The organism is Ruminococcus sp., assembly GCF_016283395.1.
This window is the reverse complement of record NZ_JAEEMU010000032.1, coordinates 161,030-180,129: the sequence shown is the minus strand read 5'-3', so window position 1 is coordinate 180,129 and position 19,100 is coordinate 161,030. Positions and strand designations below refer to the sequence as shown.

The following is a 19,100-nucleotide window of genomic DNA, read 5'->3' as shown; positions in this document are numbered from 1 at the left end:
AGCAGGCAAAAAGTGAACCTATCAAAGATCTGCATAATATACATAAAAAACTACTAAGGATAATCAATAGGCAGAATAACCAATGTCGAAAGCTATGCATTGTTGAAAATGCCGATATATTGAGAATAAAAAGATACAGCAAATCTCCATAACTATGCTGTAGTAAACACGAAAAACCTTATAGGCGGAGCCTCAATGCCAGCATAAGCAATCAAAGAGTGTTTGTTTCTGAAACGGCGCAAATCCCCTCTCTCAGCTATGATATGCGGTTCAAGAACATCTCCGATACAATTTATATCTCTAACAACAGAATATTCAGGCAAGGTCTTGCAAAGATTCAACATTTATGCTAAAATTGTATTATATGATTCCTTTGTTGAGTAAATAAAATTGATAGCGATCTGTTTTATTTTCGCAGGAAGTTAAAACGATCTGCGATGATTGATAATTTAATTATCATTAATTATGGCTGTATTAATAGATTTGGGAAAATATTATATATTTTAACAATCGTTCGCTGTGTTGATAAACTATTGGTTTATGATTAAATTGATAATATCAATATGGCTGTTTCATATATATAATTGAGCAGTAAATTTTATTTTTGGAGGTAAATCTATGTTATTCGAAAAGACAATTCTGGTAACTGGTGGTACAGGTTCATTCGGTAATACTTTTGTTCCGATGACTCTGGCAAAATATAATCCGAAGAAGATAATCATATATTCAAGAGATGAAATGAAGCAGTGGAACATGGCGAAGAAATTTCAGGGTGATAAGAGAGTTAGATTCTTTATCGGTGATGTAAGAGACAAAGAGAGACTCTATAGAGCATTGAATGGTGTTGACTATGTTGTTCATGCAGCTGCCACCAAGATTGTTCCTACAGCCGAATACAATCCATTTGAATGCATAAAGACAAATGTAAATGGTGCAATGAATCTTATAGATGCCTGCATTGATTCCGGTGTTAAGGGGCTTGTTGCTCTTTCTACTGATAAGGCGAGTTCTCCTGTTAATCTTTATGGTGCAACAAAGCTTTGTTCGGACAAGATTTTTATTGCCGGTAACTCTTATACAGGCGGCAGAACTAAGTTTGCTGTAGTTAGATATGGAAATGTTATGGGCTCTCGTGGTTCTGTTATCCCTTTCTTTATGGAAACAGCAAGTTCTGGAAAACTTACCATTACTGACAAGCGAATGACTCGTTTTATGATTTCTCTTGAACAGGGAGTAGAGCTTGTATGGCACGCATTTAATGATATGGAAGGCGGCGAGATATATGTAAAGAAGATTCCGTCTATGAATATCTGTGACATTGCAACTGCTGTTGATCCCGATGCTGAGCAGGTCGAGATTGGAATTCGCCCTGGTGAAAAGCTACACGAGCAAATGATAGGTGTTGAAGATGCAAACTTTACATATGAATATCCTGAACACTATAAAATTCTCCCTCAGATTTGTGAATGGACTTCTATTGAAACCATGATCAAGGGTGGTGTAAGAGTATCTGAAGGATTCAGTTACACTTCTGACAACAACACTGAATGGATGTCAATTAAACAGCTTCAGCAATGGATCGAAGCTAATAAAGTTAAAATCGGAAAAATCTGATCAAAACTAATTGTACATATTCAGAGGAGTGATTTAAGTGGAAAAGTTAGCTGTTTTTGGCGGCAAACCTGTTTTTGAAAAAAAAATCGGATATGGTCATCAGTATATTGATGACCATGATATTAAAGCAGTTGTTGATGTATTAAAGAGCGATTATCTAACTTGTGGACCGAAAATTACTGAAGCAGAGAATAAACTCTGTGAGATTACAGGTGCGAAATATGCTGTGTTGATTGCAAATGGTACAGCTGCACTTCATGCTTGCATATTTGCAGCAGGTATTGGTGCAGGCGATGAGGTCATAACCACCCCGATCACGTTTGCGGCTTCTGCCAACTGTGCGTTGTATTTAGGCGCAAAACCTGTTTTTGCGGATATAGACCCTTCAACGTATAACATTGATCCGGATAGCATTGAAAAATGTATCACTGATAAGACGAAAGCTGTAGTTGCAGTTGATTACACTGGTCAGGCAGTACAGCTTGATCGCATTCGTGAGATCTGTGACCGTCATGGTCTGATCCTGATCGAAGACGCAGCTCATTCTCTGGGAACAAAATATAAAGGAAAGCCTGTTGGCAGCATAGCGGATATGACAGAATTCAGTTTTCACCCTGTTAAAACGTGTACAGCTGGTGAAGGCGGTGCAATTACAACGAATAATGAGGAATTGTATAAGCGTTTGGTACTATTCCGTACTCATGGTATTACTCGTGCTCAGGATATGATGAACAAGCCTTCAGAAGGCGTCTGGTATTATCAACAAATCGCTCTTGGCTATAATTATAGAATGACAGATATGCAGGCAGCTCTGTTATCAAGTCAACTTGATAAACTTGAATTGTTTGGCAATAGAAGAAAAGAACTTGTAAAGCATTATGATGATGCTTTTACAGAAATGCCGGAAATTACTATTCAGGAGGAAATAGCTGAATCTGATACAGTACGGCACCTTTACGTTATCCAGCTCAATCTTGAAATGCTGAACTGTTCACGAAAAGAGATATTTGACGCTTTGCTGGCAGAGGGCGTTGGTGTAAATGTGCATTATATCCCGTTATACTCGTTCCCGTATTATCAGTCACTTGGATACAAAATGGGAACCTGTCCGAATGCAGAGAAGCTTTATGAGCGTATTATCTCTATTCCGCTTTACTATTCGCTTAGTGATGATGAGCAGAATAAAGTAGTTGCTGCAATTCGTAAGGTGCTTGATTATTATAAAAAGTAAGGTGTAAATATGGCTTCTATAGCAATTATAACAGCACGAGGCGGTTCTAAACGCATTCCTAAAAAGAACATCAAGGAGTTTTGTGGTAAGCCTATCATTGCATACAGCATTGAAGCAGCTCTTAACAGCGGTGTGTTTGATGAGGTAATGGTTTCAACAGATAGTGAAGAAATAGCGTCAATTGCCAAAAAGTATGGTGCTGAAGTCCCATTTATGAGAAGTGAAGCTACCAGCAATGATTTTGCAACGACCTCTGATGTATTGCTTGAGGTTCTTGAAAGGTATGAAGAGTCGGAAAAAAAATACGATATAGGATGTTGCCTTTATCCTACCGCTCCTTTTGTTACATCAGAAACTCTACTGAACGCTTTTGATACCCTAAGCCAAAGCACATCAAAAACTTTGTTGCCCGTAGTGGCGTTTTCTTTCCCACCGCAAAGAGGTGTGTTTATTCGCAAGAATAAGATCGTTTTGGCACAGCCGGAATATCTGAATACAAGATCTCAGGATATCGAAAAGATGTATCACGATTGCGGCTCATTTAGTATGTTCAGGATACCCGAGTTCAAGGCAGAACGAAAACTTATTACAGATGATACTATACCATTTGTTATGGACGAGATAATGGTTCAGGACATTGATAATCTTAGCGATTGGGAAATGGCTGAACTGAAATATAAGATGCTTTTTTATCAGAAATAAGGAGTTTATTGTGAAGGTTGCATTACTGTCAAATGTGAACACAGATTTCATTTTGCGATTATTGGCAAAGAAACTGGACTGTGTTCCTTCAGTGGGTTATGGCGATGTCTGGGGACAATTGCTTAACACTAATTCCACATTAAATCAGGCCGATCCGAATGTAATAGTATTATTCATCGATATAGAACAACTGACGGATGGCTGTACAGATCTGAATCAGGCGAAAGATATTATTAATGAATGGTTTGCTGTTTTGGATTCAAATTTAAAATCGGATAAGGACTATTTTATATCAGATGTGATCTTTAGATCAGGCATACTGGCAGATAATGATTCATTCATGGAGTACTCAGTAACAGGATATTGGATCGATGAGCTTAATAAGCGAGTGGCAACTCACTTGAATGTTCATCCATTAAAACTAACCAGTGTAATTTTCAATGTCGGTAAAGATAGAGTTTTCTCAGATAAAATGTGGTATATGGGAAAAATCCCTTTTACAAACGAAGGCAGTTCAATAGTCGCCTGCGAAATTGAGAGAGCACTGGAAATACTGAACAAAACAACCAAAAAGGTTTTGGCTTTGGATCTTGACAATACTCTGTGGGGAGGGATCCTCGGAGAGCTTGGAGTAGAAGGAATCAAACTGTCCGATAACCACATTGGAGCAATTTACAAGAAGGTTCAGCAGCAGATCAAGGCTATCAAGAACACAGGCACGCTATTGGCGATTGCTTCAAAAAATAATGAAGCAGATGTTATGGAAGTATGGGAGAAGCATCCTTATATGCTGCTTAAACGTGACGATTTTGTTTCAGTAAAGATCAACTGGGCAGATAAGGCAGACAATATCGCTGAGATTGCCAAGGAATTAAATTTGGGGCTTGATTCGTTTGTATTTATTGATGATATGGCTTCAGAGAGGGATAATATCAAGATGCGCCTTCCAATGGTGGAGGTTCCTAACTTCCCCGAAAAGGTTGAGGATTATCCTACATTTATCGAAAATATTTACAATAGATTCTTTAAGAGAATCCGATTGTCTGCTGAGGACAAGGCTAAGACACAGCAGTATGCAGAGAATGCCATGCGTAATGAAGCCTCAAAGGTGATGTCGTATGAGGATTTTCTGCGTTCTTTGAAACTGATAGTAGAGAAAGTAGAACTGGATGACTTTCGTCTTGATCGAATTGCACAGATGCACAGTAAAACGAATCAGTTTAATCTTACCACCATTAGATATACAAGACAGGATATCGACAAGCTACTTCAGAATGGCTATAAAATCTATGCTTATAATGTGAAAGATAGGTATGGCGATTATGGATTGGTTGCAGCAGCAATAATTGATTGTAAGCGGATCGAGATCAATTCTTTCCTAATGAGTTGCCGTGTTATGGGCAAGTATATTGAGAATTATGTGATTGATCAAATTGAAAATGATCTGGAACAGATCGGCTATGAAGTCCTACACGCCAAGTATATAAAAACTGCGAAGAATGCTCCGGTCGAAAAACTGTTTGATGGATTGGGATACGAAGTGATATCGAAGACTGACGAGGAAACCCAATATGTGATCAAACTCAGAAATCGACCGAAAAGGAAATATTACGTGAATGAATGATGGAGGAAGATTATTTATGAAGGAACAGATTATTGAAGTATTAGCGCAGGTTATGGAACAGGATTCAAGCGTATTTTCAGATGAAACAATTATCAGGGAAATTGATGGATTTGACTCTCTGCAATTTGTGATGATGATTTCAGAACTGCAGGAAAAGTATAATATCGAAATTCCTTTGGATAGAGCAATAGAGGTTGAAACATTAGGAGAGCTTATTGCTTGTGCAAAAGCACTCTGAATTTCTTAAAGGAGCAATTGCCCATGAATGTAATAATGACGCGGCTTCAAGAAAGTGATCTTGAAATGGTAATGGACTGGCGTATGAGACCGTATATCACGAAATTCATGAACACAGATCCAATTTTGACACTTGACAAACAGAAAAAATGGTTTGAAAGTATCAAAGATCGGGATAATCAGATCAACTGGATTATTCGATTTGACGACAGACCAATTGGTCTTATTAATGTCTTTGATATTGACAGAATAAATTCAAGGTGCAGTTGGGGATACTATATCGCCGAAAAAGATGCGAGGTCATTGCAACTTGCACTGTACTTGGAGTGGAGTCTTTACGACTATGTTTTTGATGTTTTAAAGCTTCATAAACTCTGTAATGAAACTTTTGCAGATAATAAACAGGTCATAAAGCTTCATATTATGTGTGGTGGAAAAGAAGACGGGCTCATGAGACAGCATATATGCAAGAATGGCATATATCATGATATCTCTGTCGGATCCATCATAGCAGAAGAATGGTTCGTAAAACGTAAAAATACCAAATATGAAAGTTTTCAATTTGAGTAAAGGATTATAACATGAAAGTTGATCATATCGGATATCTGTGCAAGGATATCAAGAAATCCATAGAATTATTCCTTGCTCTCGGGTATGAACAGGAATCGGAGGTTTATGAAGACAATGTATCAGACGGTGATTCTAAACCAAGGAATGTGTATATATGTTTTCTGCGAAATGAAGGAACCAGAATTGAACTTGTTAGCCCAATAGATGAAGCATCAGATGTTTATTCTACACTAAAAAGGCAGGGAGAAGGTCCTTACCATGTTTGCTATCAAGTACAAAACTTGGAAGATAGCATTCAAGAGCTGAAAACGTCGGGATGGATGGTGCTGAAGAGACCTGCCAAAGCGATGGCGTTCAGGTATAGACAAGTGGCGTTCCTGTTTAAGACAGGTGCAGGGACAATCGAACTTGTCGAGATGAAGGGGTAAGCAAATGAAACTATTTGAATACATGAATAATAAGAAAACCTACATTATTGCTGAAATGAGCGGCAATCATGATGGAAAAATCGAAAAGGCACTGGACATAGTTCATGCTGCTGCTGATGCAGGAGCGGATTGTCTGAAGATACAGACATACACAGCAGACACGATCACAATTAATTGCCATACTGAGCCTTTTCTTGTTAAAACCGGGCTTTGGCAGAATGATTATTTGTATGATCTGTATACAAAGGCATACACGCCATGGGAGTGGACGAAAACAATAAAAGAGGAAGCCGAAAAGCTAGGTATGGAATTTCTTTCAACTCCATTTGACTTTACGGCAGTCGATTTTCTTGAAAATATTGGAGTTGGATTTTATAAAATTGCCAGCTTTGAAATTGTAGATATCCCGCTTATCAGAAAGGTCGCTGAAACAGGAAAGCCGATGATTATTTCCTGCGGAATGGCTTCTGAAGATGAAATAAGAGAAGCAGTGGAAACGGTTAAGAAAACGGGCAACGAGAATTTAATCCTTTTGAAATGCTGCAGTGCTTATCCTACCAACTATTCAACAATGAACCTTCGCACCATTATAGATATGAAGGAAAAGTTCGGTGTGCCGGTTGGGCTTTCAGACCATTCTATAGGAACCCTAACAGATATCGCAGCAGTTGCACTTGGTGTTCCTATCATTGAAAAGCATATTTGTTTGTCCAAAGAAGACAAAACTATTGATGGTGCTTTCTCTCTTGACAAAGATGAGTTTAAGCAGATGATAACCGATGTGCGCAATACCGAATTGAGTCTTGGAAGAGTGACTTATGGTCCAAGCGAGGACGAGGCTCAGAGTTATGCGCACAGAAGGAGTTTATTCGCTGTAAAAGATATTAAGGCTGGGGAAGTATTTACTCCCGAGAATATCCGATCTATTCGTCCTGCCTGCGGTCTTCATACAAGATACTATGATTATTTTATCAACAGTAAGAAAGCGAGTCGCGATATTCCATTCGGTACTCCTTTAACCTGGGATGATGTTGAGAAATGATATTATTTAGAGCAGACGCAAACGAAATAATCGGAGCAGGTCATGTGATGCGTTGCCTGTCTATTGCTAAAGCATTTCTTCTTCACGGACAAGATTCTTTGTTTGTGATCGCAGATGAGAAGTCTAAAGCACTAATCGAAAGTAATGGATTTCAAACGATATGTCTTGATATCATATGGACAGATTTAGAATCAGAACTCCAAATACTCATAAATGTGATTCGTGAGAGACAGCCTGAAATCATACTTGTTGACAACTATTTTGCAACAGGGAATTATTTGAAAACAATATCACAAGAATGCAGAGTAGCATACATTGATGATATGAACCTTGAACGTTATGATGTCGATGCAATTATTAACTACAATATATATGCGGCAGTATATGACTATTCATGGTATATAGGAACGAAAACTAAGCTAATACTGCATCCACAATACGCACCTCTCCGAGATGAGTTCAAAGGCTGCCCAAAGCACGAGATTAAGAATGTGTCTGATGTACTTATTTCCGCCGGCGGTGCTGATCCGGAAAAGATAACAGAGAAACTGATCAGAGATGTGTGTCCTGAATATACAAATATTGTTTTTCATTTTATCGTTGGTGCTCTTAATCCGGGAATAGCTGATATAAAGAAATTGGCAGCGGATAAAATGAATGCGGTTCTTCATATCAATGAAAAGCATATGTCTGATCTTATGAAGAATTGTGACATTGCAATCTCGGCAGCCGGTACGACACTCTATGAGCTGTGCGCAACCGGAACACCTACTATCACATACACGCTGGCTGATAATCAGATTATAGCAGCGGAACAATTTGACAAACAAGGCATTATTCTTAGTGCAGGTGATTGTCGAAATGACAATGAATTCGAGAAACGTTTAATATTGTTGCTTAAGAAGATGATAAATGATGAACCCCTAAGAAGGAAATTATCTGAAAAAATGCAAACACTTGTTGACGGTAACGGAGCTGACAGAATAGCAAAGATATTAGCTGAAGGAAAAAGATGTAAGGGATTTTGACCCTTACATCTTTTTCTTAGCTTGCCATTTCACGAAAAAGCTCTGATACATTACAACAAACTTGTTCAGTTATGCCGCTGATGCTTATTGCAGGCTGATACAATATGAACTTTAAAAATATGCCTGAACCGGAGTATAGATCAGCTTATCCGACCGTAATTGCAATAAGTATCATAAAAGTTATAATAAGTCTTATATTCTTCAAAAAGAAAAATGGCTATAAAACTAAACGTGATACAGTCAGGATACTTCGTAAAGTAAAAAGGTTAATTGAAGAATATACTCTATAAAAATCCCCCCTCAAAACTATACTGTTAGTTTCGAGGGGGTTAGAGAGTCTATTCAATGTTGGTTTTTCAATGATATGAGAAAAATTCAACAAAAAGCCGCTCAGTCGATTTCCTAAGCGGTTCTTTGGAGCTTGTGACGGGACTCGAACCTGCGACCTGCTCATTACGAATGAGCTGCACTACCAACTGTGCTACACAAGCATATTCTATTGTATTTTTTATGCAGGTCTCTGCGACCTGCTCATTGTCAGTCAGAAATTAGTCGTACTGCTCGCTTGCGCTCGCATTTCTCCATATTTCTTCCCTTCACAAACTCCCTTTATCTGCCGCTGGCAACGGTCGTTTGTTCAGCAAATGAGCTGCACATCACTGACATATCAAATCTGCAACAATATAATTATATAATATCAGCGTAAAAAAGTCAAGAGCAACATTAAGAAAAGTCCAAATCCACTGACGTGAAAAACATTGACATACAGAAGCACAACTGATATAATATATTGTAGTGTATATATTATATATATTTTTTTGATATAGGAGGTAAATTATTATGAAAATCAAGGGATTTATTTCAATTCTTGCCGCACTTACTGTTATAACAAGTTCTGTGGCAACTGTACCGTTCAGCGCATCTGCTGAGGTAGTTTCAGAGACAGAAACTACTGCGGAGTATGATTTCAGCGGCAGTTCGACAACTGTAGAAAAGGACGGTGTCAGCTATAGTATCTTCAAAGGATATGCAGCTGTTCATTATGTCAATGATGAAAACATCGAAGAATTCACAGTTCCCGAAACTATCAACGATGTTCCTGTAGTAGGTATAGAATGGGGTGCTTTCAGAAACTGCAAAAACATCAAAAAGCTGACTCTTACAAAAAATGTCAGTGTCATAAACTGGGGTGATATTGCAGAATTCAGCATGGAAGAGATAGCTGTCAGCGAGGATAACGAGTCATTTACGGTTGTTGACGGTGTACTATACAGCAAGGACATGAAAACAGTCGTTGCATTTCCTCCTTCAGCAAGTGCCACTGAGGTAAAGATAGCCGATGAGGCAAAGGCGATCGCTCCATACGCTTTTGTAAGCTGTCAAAAGCTTACAAAGATAGAGGTAAGCAATAATGTTAGAGAAATAGGTGAAGGAGCTTTCATAGGCTGTACAGCTCTCACCTCTATAAATATACCTGACGGCGTAAAGGCTATAAACACGTACACTTTCGCAGGCACAAAGGCTCTGAAAGGCGTAAGGATCCCCGGCTCTGTTGATTATATATATAATGATGCTTTCAAAGATTCGGGAGCTATCGAAAACGAGGACGGCATACACTATGTTGACAAGTGGGCTGTAGGCTCAGATAACGATATAGAACGTGCTGATATACGTATGGGCACAGTAGGTACTATCGAAGGACTTTTCATCTCAAAGAACAAGCTGAAAGTTATCACTGTACCTGATTCTGTTATCCACTTGGGAAGATACCTTGCTTTGGGCTTGTATATGCCTTTAGAGCTTGTAGAATTCCACTGTCCTGCTATCCCTGCAAGAACTCTTGGCTGTCTGACTGTAAAAGAAGTATGGATTTCTGACCGCGACTGTAAGATAGAAGACGATGCAGTAACTATCCCCTCATACTGGAGAGAGCCAAAGGAAGCTCCTGAGGAAGAGGAAAATACCGAAGAGAATGACTATATTATCAGACATACTCGGGTTACTGCTTCTTCAAGCAGCGGGGCTAACTCCATCTCAACAGCCATAAATACTTCAATTACCGAAATAATTAATGAACGTTTTTCAAAAGATGATGATGCAGGTGAAATAACTACCATAACTCATTCTGTCAACACTTCGAGCACTGATTCAAAATTCAAAGAAAAAGTTGAAGCATACATGGAGAAATATAGGGAAAAACTTTCTCAGAATACTGAGGACAACTCAGGTGTGGCAGTTGCACAGCCTGTAGAAAAGGTATACAATGCACCTATAAAGATAGGCAATCCTGCAAAGTATGATACCATTATCCGCGGATATGAGGGCTCTACAGCCGAGGAATACGCACGTAAATACAGAAGGATATTTGATGCTTTCGTACCTCCGTCAGCTAATGTAGGTCCTGAGGTATATGACGAGAAAGACATAACATACTGGATATACGGTAATTCTGTTGCAACTGCAAGATTAAAAGGCAATCATAATACAGTTCCAAAGGACATTGAGATCCCTGAGAAAATAAAGGGTGTACCTGTAACGGGATTTGTTATTAACTGCAATCTTAATGCAGGCACAGTAAAGCTTCCTGCAAGTATACAGTACATTGATGTAAATTACGATCTCCAGTATGACAATACCGCATATTATGAGGTAAGCGAAGATAATCCGTATTTAGTTTCTGTTGACGGAATAATCTACAACAAGGACATGACAGAGCTTATCAAAGTTCCGTCAAATTACGAAAAGACAAAGATAGTAGTCCCCGACAGCGTTACGAAAATCCGCACAGGCGCATTCCACAGCCTCAAAAATGTTGAGAGCGTAGAGCTGCCAGACGGTATCACAACGATCAGCAGAAATGCTTTCTGCGGTGCAGGCAAGCTGAAAAGCATAAAACTGCCAAGCGAGCTGGATATAATAGGCGATAATGCGTTCAACGGCTGTGTATCGCTGACTGATATAAATATCCCTGCAAGCGTCAAGCATATCGGCTGCAACGCATTCTATGAGACTCCTGTGGTCAATTACGAGAACGGCCTGGGCTATTTTGACGGCTGGCTGGTCGATGTTGATCCGAAGGTAAAGAATATCACCATAAAAGAGGGCACAGAGGGCGTTGCAAGCATATCTGCATACGGAAATATCACTGTCCCTGCAAGCGTTACAAAAATGGGCTGGGAAATGGTCAACGACACCACCAAGAACTGCACAAGAGCCGATGTTTATTCTCACGTACTCGATTACGATGCATTTAAGAACGCAGTATTCCTCCGTGATGTTTATATCTACGATCCCGAGTGTGAGATATGTGCAGGAAATCAGACAATACGCGCAACTCATTATGAATCTGCCGATGAACTGGTAGGTATTCGCAGCGGAGATAACAGACCAAACTTTACTGATGTCAGAACATATGCTTATGAGATCAAAGAGCTTAACAGCAGACCTGTCGGTGATACCGTTATCCACGGCTACAAGGGCTCTACTGCTGAGGCTTATGCTCAGATGTACGGCTTGAAGTTCGAGGAGATAGACGACAGCCTTGCATATAAGAACGGCGACCTCAACGGTGACGGACAGTTCAACGTAGGCGACCTCGTTCTTATGAACAGATATATCCACGGTACTTACACATTCAGCGAAAAGCAGTACAAGTCCGCTGACCTTAACGGTGACGGAAACGCTGATGTATTTGATGTGATAGAGTTCCGCAAGATGATACTGGCAGACTGATAAATAAAAAAAGCAGCCGCTTCCGATAACTATGTCGAAAGCGGCTCTTTTAATTCATAATTATAATGGCGGATATTATCCGCCCGAGCCGTTAGCCGTGTTAGCTTGTAGGAGCGCGTTCCGCGCGCCCGTCAAACCCAACGATAGTAACATTAGCGCGCTGTAGGGACGACCATGGGTCGTCCGCAAATTACGCATAAACTCCAAATGACATACTGTAGGGGAGCTCGCCCTCGGGCTCCCGTCAATTGCGCATAAACTCTAAACGACACGCTTTAGGGGCGCACAATTGTGCGCCCCTGATCATATATTCAACCCTTTCCCAACATGAATTTCTGTAATAGCAGCAAGTCTGCTACATTTGATTCGCTGTCGCTGTTCAGATCAGAATTGGACAGTCCGAGACCGCTGAGTTCTGTCTGTTTGATAAGTGCCTTTCTGAAACGGAGGACATCGAATATGTCCACTTCCCTATCGCCGTTTACATCCCCTGAAAGACCGTAAAAACTGAAATTATTCACATTGAAAAGATAGCCGTCACCGCCGCGGAATACGAGATAAACGTCATGCTCGCCCGTACACTGAGATGTTGCACATTCAAGGTCAACGTATTCGTCCCAGCCGTCTGTGGTGGGTACATTACATTTGCCTATGATATCGCCCTCGGCAGAGCCTAAACGCACCTCGATAGTACCGCCGTCCGTAGCACTTGCCGCACGTACCTTAAAGCCCTCTGCTCCGCTTTCAAAATCAAGCTTGCGGAAAACTATGTAAGAGCCGTCTGTGATATATCCGATAGCGGTATTTCCGCTGTCGTCCTTGCGTATCTCGCCGCGCATAAAGTTATAGCTGCTGCATCCGTAGTTCTTATACGCAGTTTTCGGAACAGGCGGTTTGCCGTTATTGCCCCATATCTCAAGCTCGTAGACTCTTGCGCCGCCGCTGTTGTCCTGAGTTGATGTGCGTATTTCAAGACGCACGTATCTTGCGTTTACTCCGCTGACATTTCTGCCGCATGAGCTCTTTGTATTGCCGAAAACTTCGGTGATATTAGTCCAGTTCTCGCCGTCTGAGCTTGCTTTCAGCACAAAATCGCGCGGATCAAAGGTGTTTTTCTCTTTCAGACCTGCAAATTTCGCGCTCCAGCGCTGAATATTGCATTCTTTTTCAAGATCTACCTGTATCCATTCGCCGCCGATGCCGTCGTTGTGATACCACTTTGTGGAAGCATCGCCGTCTACAGCCATTTCGGGAGTCTCGCCGTTATCGCTGCCCGAAGCTGTCACCTTTTTGCCGAGAGCAAGGTTTTGCAGCTCTTCGCCGTCAAACTGCAATTCACCGTTAAGGCTGTACTCCTTGCCTGCCTCTGTTTCAAAGCTTATCATCGCGCCGCTGTATCTTACAGTACAAACGCCGCCTGATTTTGAGAGTATAGTTGCATTTTCAAGTCTGCCGTTCTTCCAGTTCATCTCTGTTACTTCAAAATTTCCTCGTGCGCAGAGACCGTTTGCGTGACCTGTCGACCACTGCTTCGGAAGTGCAGGAAGAAGAGTTATAACGTCATTCTGACTTTGCAGGAGCATCTCCGCAACGCCCGATGTAAAGCCGAAATTGCCGTCTATCTGGAAAGGCGGATGTGCGTCCCAGAGATTATCGTAAAGTCTGCCGTAGTTGTTTACGGGCGTAACAAGCAGCTTTATGAGGTTATATGCGTGTGCGCCGTCCTCAAGCCTTGCCCAGCAGTTGAGCTTCCATGCTTCCGACCAGCCTGTACCGTCATCGCCTCGAGCATTGAGTGAGACGGAAGCCCCCTTTGCAGTAGTTGGATTATCCTCGGGAGTTATCTCAAATCCAGGATAAAGCGCGTACATATGGGAGATATGACGGTGCTTTTCGTTCTTGTTGTCCCAATCCTGTGCCCATTCCTGTATCTGTCCCCATTTACCGATAGTTTCGGGTCTTATAAGGGTGAGCTTTGAGTTGAGCTGATCCCTCAGCTCGGAATCGCAGCCAAGTATCTCAGAGGCTTCCGAAACGTCCTTGAAAAGCTCACGGGCGATGCCGTTGTCCATAGTAATACTTTGGTCAATGCTGTCATCGGGATAGGCAGGAAGATTTATCTCAGGCGATGTACTCGGGCTTATTACCATGTACTCCTGACCGTTTATAGTCGCAGGTATCATAAGCTTGTTGAGGAACTGCGCACTGCCCTTGATAACGGGATATATGTCGCTGAGGTAGTCCTTATCCTGAGTGAAGCGGTAAGCGTCATAGAGCATATTTGACACCCATGCGCCGCCTGTGGGCCACTGTCCCCACGCACCGTCTATAGGACCTGTCCTGTTCCAGAGGTCGGTGTTATGGTGGAGCACCCAGCCCTCTGTTATGCCGTAATTCACCTTTGCAGTCTCATTTCCCGCAGCAGCCAGTCCCTTTGCCTTTTCAACAAAGGGCTCAAAGCACTCAGCAAGGTTTGTGGTGAATGCAGGCCAGTAATTCATTTCGTAATTTATATTCGTTGTGTATTTGCAGCCCCATGCAGGAGCGGAGTATTTATTCCATATGCCCTGTAAGTTCATAGGCTGAGCGTCACGGGACGCACTTATCATCATATATCTTCCGTACTGGAAGAGAGTCTCCACCATTTTCGGGTCGTTAGAACGTCCGAAGTCGGATATACGCTGAGGAGTGGTCATCTTCTTTGCGTTTTCGGTATCGCCGCCCAGCTCTATATCAACGCGCTTGAAAAGTGCCTGATAGTCCTGTACGTGGTTCTGATAGAGGGTATCATAGGACTTTGTCTCAGCCTTGGCGATATCGGCTTTTGCATCGCCTTTTTCATCGCCGTTGCAGGTCTTGTAGTCCACGTAGTTTGTACGTACAGATGTGATTATAACTACGGAATCTGCGCCAGAAACGGACAATTTTCCGCTGCCTGCGCTGATACTTCCGCCGTCAGGTATTACCTTGCTCCGTGTGGAGTAATAAACTGCACCTCTTATCCAGAGATCCTCATCAGCGTGACCGTTAGCAACGATAGTGTCATTGCCCTCAGTAGCTACAGTGCCGTTGAGCAGACCGTCATAGCCTGCCGAAAATGATACCGCACCCTTGCTGTCACAGGTTATACGAGTAACCATGACCTGATCGGGATAGCTTACGAAGGTCTCACGGGTATACCTCTTTCCGTTGAACGTATATGAGCATCTTGCAACTGCGTCATTCATATCCAGCTCACGGGAATAGCCCGACACCTTATCGTGACCGAAGCTGAGCTTCAGTGCGCCTACCTTCTGATATTTAGCCTCGCCTCCGCCTATCATCTGACGGGCTACTATCGAATTGGCATCGTTGTACTTTCCGCTTTTGATAAGGTCCTGCACCTCTGAGAGGTGAGATGCTGCACCCTCCTTGTTGTTATTGCCCGGACCCGAACTCCATACGGTACACTCGTTCAGTTCGAAGAGCTCATCGGGACAGTTGCCGTAAGCCATTGCTCCGATACGGCCGTTTCCGAGAGGGAGAGCCTTGTAGAACGACTCATCGTTGTTGAATGCGTTGTCGGTGCTTACATATCCTGCCATGCTGTCATACCGAAGCACGAGGTCGTCATCGTGTCCGTTGGCAGCACCTGCTTTTACAGCAGTTGTTTTCAGCGAGGGTACAGGCATACTGTCGGTTATGAGCGGCAGAGCCATACAGGCTGAAACAAGGAAAGATATGAAACGCTTGTTTTTCTTTGGTTTCATTCAATCCCAACTCCTTTTTGCGTATTTTTATACAATTCCTTCTATATTTTGCACATTTATATTTGTGCATCTTTATCTTTTTATTAAATTCTATCACGGAGCACTTAAACTGTCAATGAATACAACTGAAATTCTACGTAATATCCACAATTAGAGTACTGATTTTGCAAAAAAGCAATAAAAATAGTCATCATTTTATTTGTGCAGCTTAAATAAAAGAAACAGAGATATGTTGATTTAACTTTGTAAAAAATATGAAGAAAAGCTCCCTTGTTTTTGCAAGAGAGCTTTTGATGTTTTATGTTATTTTTTTAATTTGTGATAATAGCGTCTGCCTGTGTAGTACATGAGCTGTATGAAGTCCTTTCCGAAGAAAATGAAGAAATTCACCAGTGAAACTATGATAAACAAACGAATATAATAGCCGCCTTTTACGTATTCGTACACCAGATAAATGGCATCTACGATTCCTAACCATTTTGCTTTTAAGGGGAGCACGAAAAACGCATATAACTGCTCTTCGGGGAAAAGCACTGCAAAGGCAAGGAACACGCTGAGATTGAGGTATACATTTGTTGCATAACCTACTGAAAAGCCTGTTATTATGCAGCTCAGAACGCTTATGAAGTAATAAACGTTGAATTTGAAGCTGCCCCATCGTTCTTCGATCTTAACGCCCATGAGCCAGTAGAAATACAGAAAGAACACAACTATCAGTATCCTTCTATCAGGCGGCATGAACAAGAAGGAAAGGACTCGCCAGACCTGTCCCGAAAGTATCCTTTCGCGGTCGAAGTATATCATATTCAAGATGTATACGTTATTATCGGGGTTCGTTTTCAGAATAACATCTGCTGCGTAAAAAACACCCATTCCGATTATAATGTACAGCATCAGGTTTTGAATGGCAAATTTACCGAATTTTCGTTCAAACTTATTGAGAAGCTGATTGAGCATTGACATTCCTCATTTCTTGGTAGTAAATAGCATTATAGTAAGTATATCACGCTCCAAGGCTTTCTGTCAAGCCGAAAGCCGTCATTTTTTCTCCTGTGAGCCCAGTATTTCCGTCCTTAACCGACACATATCGAACACGTCTACGACTCCGTCACCGTTTTCATCGGCATTTTCGAGGTATACGGTCTTTCCGCTGCCGTGCAGCCACTTTTGCAGCATCAGAAGGTCTGCCACGTTTATCTCGCCGTCATAGTTCACATCGCCCATTTTAGACCTGTCATTCTTCCACAGCGAGCTTAGCCAGTTGGCACGCTTTTCTATGAATTGGCGCACCATATCCGCCGACTCAAGGTAGGTCGCGCCGCTTGATGTGCCAAATATCAGGTATTGCCTGCCGCCGTAGGTGTGCCAGAGCATATTGTTCATTTCCGCTGACTTGCTCAGCTCCTCAGCTATTTCCGTAAGGTAAGGGGAGTCGCCGCCTGTGAGCTTTTTCAGGAATGGCTCAAAGTCTTTGAAATAGATATCTGCAACTCTGTAATGAAAATCATTGTTTTTGAATAACCTGCCTATCCAACTCATTCCAACGGTAGGTCTGCCGCTTTCGGGAATTGTAAGTGACGAACCGTGTATAGGGAAGTATGCGGCAAAGAGGTTGTTGAATGACGAGGACCAGCCTGTATTTCCGTCGGAATTAGTCCTCGATGTGATGAAGTTACCATAGCTCAGGTCGAAATCCCATGCAGGCGAAAAATGCAGTTTGCCGTCGCCTTTAAGGTCAGAGTCCTTCCAGAAGTAGAAGCTGTTGTATGTAGCGTCGATATTCTCGGATATTTCCTGCACAAGATAAGCCCTTACAAGTGAGTCAAGGTCGACATAATCGGTGTAGTGCTTTCCCTTGCTGTTATAGCCCGTATCGGAGTATATAGCGTCCTCCATGTCCTGAACGAAGCCGCGGATATACTCTACCTGCGCCTTTGAAGCGTACTCAGGACCTTCCACGGACACAGCCTGTCCCCTTGAGGTAACGAAGCCGCTGTCCGCCTTGCCGCCGTATCTGTTCCACTGAATGAGCTGCAAGAGATAACCTCCTGTGATATCCTCGGGCTCATTTGGGATATCGTAGTATTTATAGCTGTTTTCCATGTATTCGAGAGTGTCTGCCGCCCCCACCGTCATACGTGGATATTCTTTCAGCTTTTTCTCGTTGAGTTTTTCCGTTTCTTCTTCAAGATCAGTGATATTCACGCGCTTTTTCTGTATCTGCACCTTTTCGCACAGCTGATATGTTCCTGCATACTGATTATCCGTGTACAGGTCAACGAATACGGAATCCATAGTGTATTCCATACCCACAGCCTTGCACATCTCCTCGGTGATCTTGTTGCGCAGCATAGAGTGGTCGAGGTAATTGGAAAGAAGCACCCATTTCTTAGCCTTGCCCATTCCGAAAAGGTCGGCTTTCTCGGGGAGCTTTATATTGTAGGGCTTTTTCTTGCTGTAATCCCACGAGGAATTACCGTGAGCGGACACTTTTTCTATAACGCTGTTGTAAACCACATTTCCCTCGGCATCGAGCATAAGGCTGTGTGCCGTCAGGTCAAGCCAGCGGTTGTTGTAAAGGTCGTTGAAGCTGTTACCCTCACTCTGCATGAATATGCTTCCGTGGTCTGACTGCAATATTTTAAGTATTCCGCAGTCTGTGCCTTTTGCCGTCATCACCTTGAATTCGTCTTTTTTTGAAAGTATGTCCGTATCTACTCCCGACACTATTTTCTCGCCGTCAAGAAAAACTTCACCCTCATCGCAAACATAGTCTATATGCAGCTTTTTCCTGTCAGCAGATGCAGGCAGGAAGATATAATGGCAGTCCTCCCACTCACTGAATGACCAGTTTACACGTTCGAGTACGGAGTTGGTCTGGGCAGTAAAATTTGAAAAAACAAAGGAGCTTACAGGTATTTCCTTATATTTAAACTCCTTTTCCTCTGCGTCAGCAGCTGTTACACCTTCGTTTATACCTATTGCGTCAAGATCACGGGAAAAAGCCAGGTCTCCCGCTGCAAAAGCGGACATAGCTCCCGTACTGAGACAAACTGCGGCTGTGATAACAGATATGAAAGATCTTGCTATAGTCTTGAAATACATAAAAACTTCACCCCCCTGAATATTGTTTCTATATATTA

14 protein-coding genes and 1 tRNA gene are annotated in these 19,100 nt (G+C 42.0%); 10 read left to right on the top strand and 5 right to left on the bottom strand.

Annotated features, from left to right (window positions below; all coding sequences use genetic code 11):
* Positions 1-152: 152 nt before the first annotated feature.
* Positions 153-344, bottom strand: a complete 192-nt coding sequence (locus QZZ41_RS15395) for a transposase (protein WP_367267425.1) — start codon at positions 342-344, stop codon at positions 153-155.
* Between the two features lie 274 nt (positions 345-618).
* Here QZZ41_RS15395 and pseB point away from each other — a divergent pair, with 274 nt between their 5' ends.
* Genes pseB through pseG form a run of 9 tightly spaced genes read left to right on the top strand, consistent with a single transcriptional unit; the run spans position 619 to position 8,476 of the window.
* Positions 619-1,614, top strand: coding sequence for a UDP-N-acetylglucosamine 4,6-dehydratase (inverting) (pseB, locus tag QZZ41_RS01380; protein WP_295067038.1), 996 nt, complete (start codon positions 619-621; stop codon positions 1,612-1,614).
* A 37-nt stretch (positions 1,615-1,651) separates the two neighbouring features.
* Entirely contained in the window at positions 1,652-2,845 is a 1,194-nt protein-coding gene (pseC, locus tag QZZ41_RS01375; protein ID WP_295067035.1) for a UDP-4-amino-4,6-dideoxy-N-acetyl-beta-L-altrosamine transaminase, read from the top strand.
* A gap of 9 nt (positions 2,846-2,854) precedes the next feature.
* Positions 2,855-3,547: a pseudaminic acid cytidylyltransferase gene (gene pseF, locus QZZ41_RS01370; protein WP_295067032.1), complete on the top strand. Its 693-nt coding sequence runs from the start codon at positions 2,855-2,857 to the stop codon at positions 3,545-3,547.
* A 10-nt stretch (positions 3,548-3,557) separates the two neighbouring features.
* Entirely contained in the window at positions 3,558-5,171 is a 1,614-nt protein-coding gene (locus tag QZZ41_RS01365) for an HAD family hydrolase (RefSeq protein ID WP_295067029.1), read from the top strand.
* Positions 5,172-5,187: 16 nt separating this feature from the next.
* Entirely contained in the window at positions 5,188-5,409 is a 222-nt protein-coding gene (locus QZZ41_RS01360; protein ID WP_295067026.1) for an acyl carrier protein, read from the top strand.
* A gap of 23 nt (positions 5,410-5,432) precedes the next feature.
* Positions 5,433-5,978: a UDP-4-amino-4,6-dideoxy-N-acetyl-beta-L-altrosamine N-acetyltransferase gene (gene pseH, locus QZZ41_RS01355; RefSeq protein ID WP_295067024.1), complete on the top strand. Its 546-nt coding sequence runs from the start codon at positions 5,433-5,435 to the stop codon at positions 5,976-5,978.
* Between the two features lie 11 nt (positions 5,979-5,989).
* Entirely contained in the window at positions 5,990-6,406 is a 417-nt protein-coding gene (locus QZZ41_RS01350; RefSeq protein ID WP_295067022.1) for a VOC family protein, read from the top strand.
* Between the two features lie 4 nt (positions 6,407-6,410).
* Positions 6,411-7,448, top strand: a complete 1,038-nt coding sequence (gene pseI / locus QZZ41_RS01345) for a pseudaminic acid synthase (protein WP_295067019.1) — start codon at positions 6,411-6,413, stop codon at positions 7,446-7,448.
* Positions 7,445-8,476, top strand: a complete 1,032-nt coding sequence (gene pseG, locus QZZ41_RS01340) for a UDP-2,4-diacetamido-2,4,6-trideoxy-beta-L-altropyranose hydrolase (RefSeq protein ID WP_295067016.1) — start codon at positions 7,445-7,447, stop codon at positions 8,474-8,476. Before pseI ends, pseG begins: the two co-directional genes overlap by 4 nt.
* A gap of 415 nt (positions 8,477-8,891) precedes the next feature.
* Here pseG and QZZ41_RS01335 read toward each other — a convergent pair.
* Positions 8,892-8,967 (bottom strand) — tRNA-Thr (locus tag QZZ41_RS01335).
* Positions 8,968-9,316: 349 nt separating this feature from the next.
* Between QZZ41_RS01335 and QZZ41_RS01330 the strand changes: the two genes are divergently transcribed.
* Positions 9,317-12,208 carry a leucine-rich repeat protein gene (locus QZZ41_RS01330; RefSeq protein WP_295067014.1) on the top strand — a complete coding sequence of 964 codons (2,892 nt, stop codon included), beginning with the start codon at positions 9,317-9,319 and terminating at the stop codon, positions 12,206-12,208.
* Positions 12,209-12,519: 311 nt separating this feature from the next.
* Here QZZ41_RS01330 and QZZ41_RS01325 read toward each other — a convergent pair whose 3' ends face one another.
* The 3 genes from QZZ41_RS01325 to QZZ41_RS01315 all read right to left on the bottom strand — a co-directional run bounded on the left by QZZ41_RS01325 (position 12,520) and on the right by QZZ41_RS01315 (position 19,062).
* Positions 12,520-15,957, bottom strand: coding sequence for a glycoside hydrolase N-terminal domain-containing protein (locus QZZ41_RS01325; protein WP_295067011.1), 3,438 nt, complete (start codon positions 15,955-15,957; stop codon positions 12,520-12,522).
* A gap of 303 nt (positions 15,958-16,260) precedes the next feature.
* Positions 16,261-16,914 carry a hypothetical protein gene (locus QZZ41_RS01320; RefSeq protein WP_295067009.1) on the bottom strand — a complete coding sequence of 218 codons (654 nt, stop codon included), beginning with the start codon at positions 16,912-16,914 and terminating at the stop codon, positions 16,261-16,263.
* An 81-nt stretch (positions 16,915-16,995) separates the two neighbouring features.
* Positions 16,996-19,062 (bottom strand): CotH kinase family protein, encoded by a 2,067-nt coding sequence (locus tag QZZ41_RS01315; protein ID WP_295067006.1) that lies wholly within the window; start codon positions 19,060-19,062, stop codon positions 16,996-16,998.
* Positions 19,063-19,100: the final 38 nt, after the last annotated feature.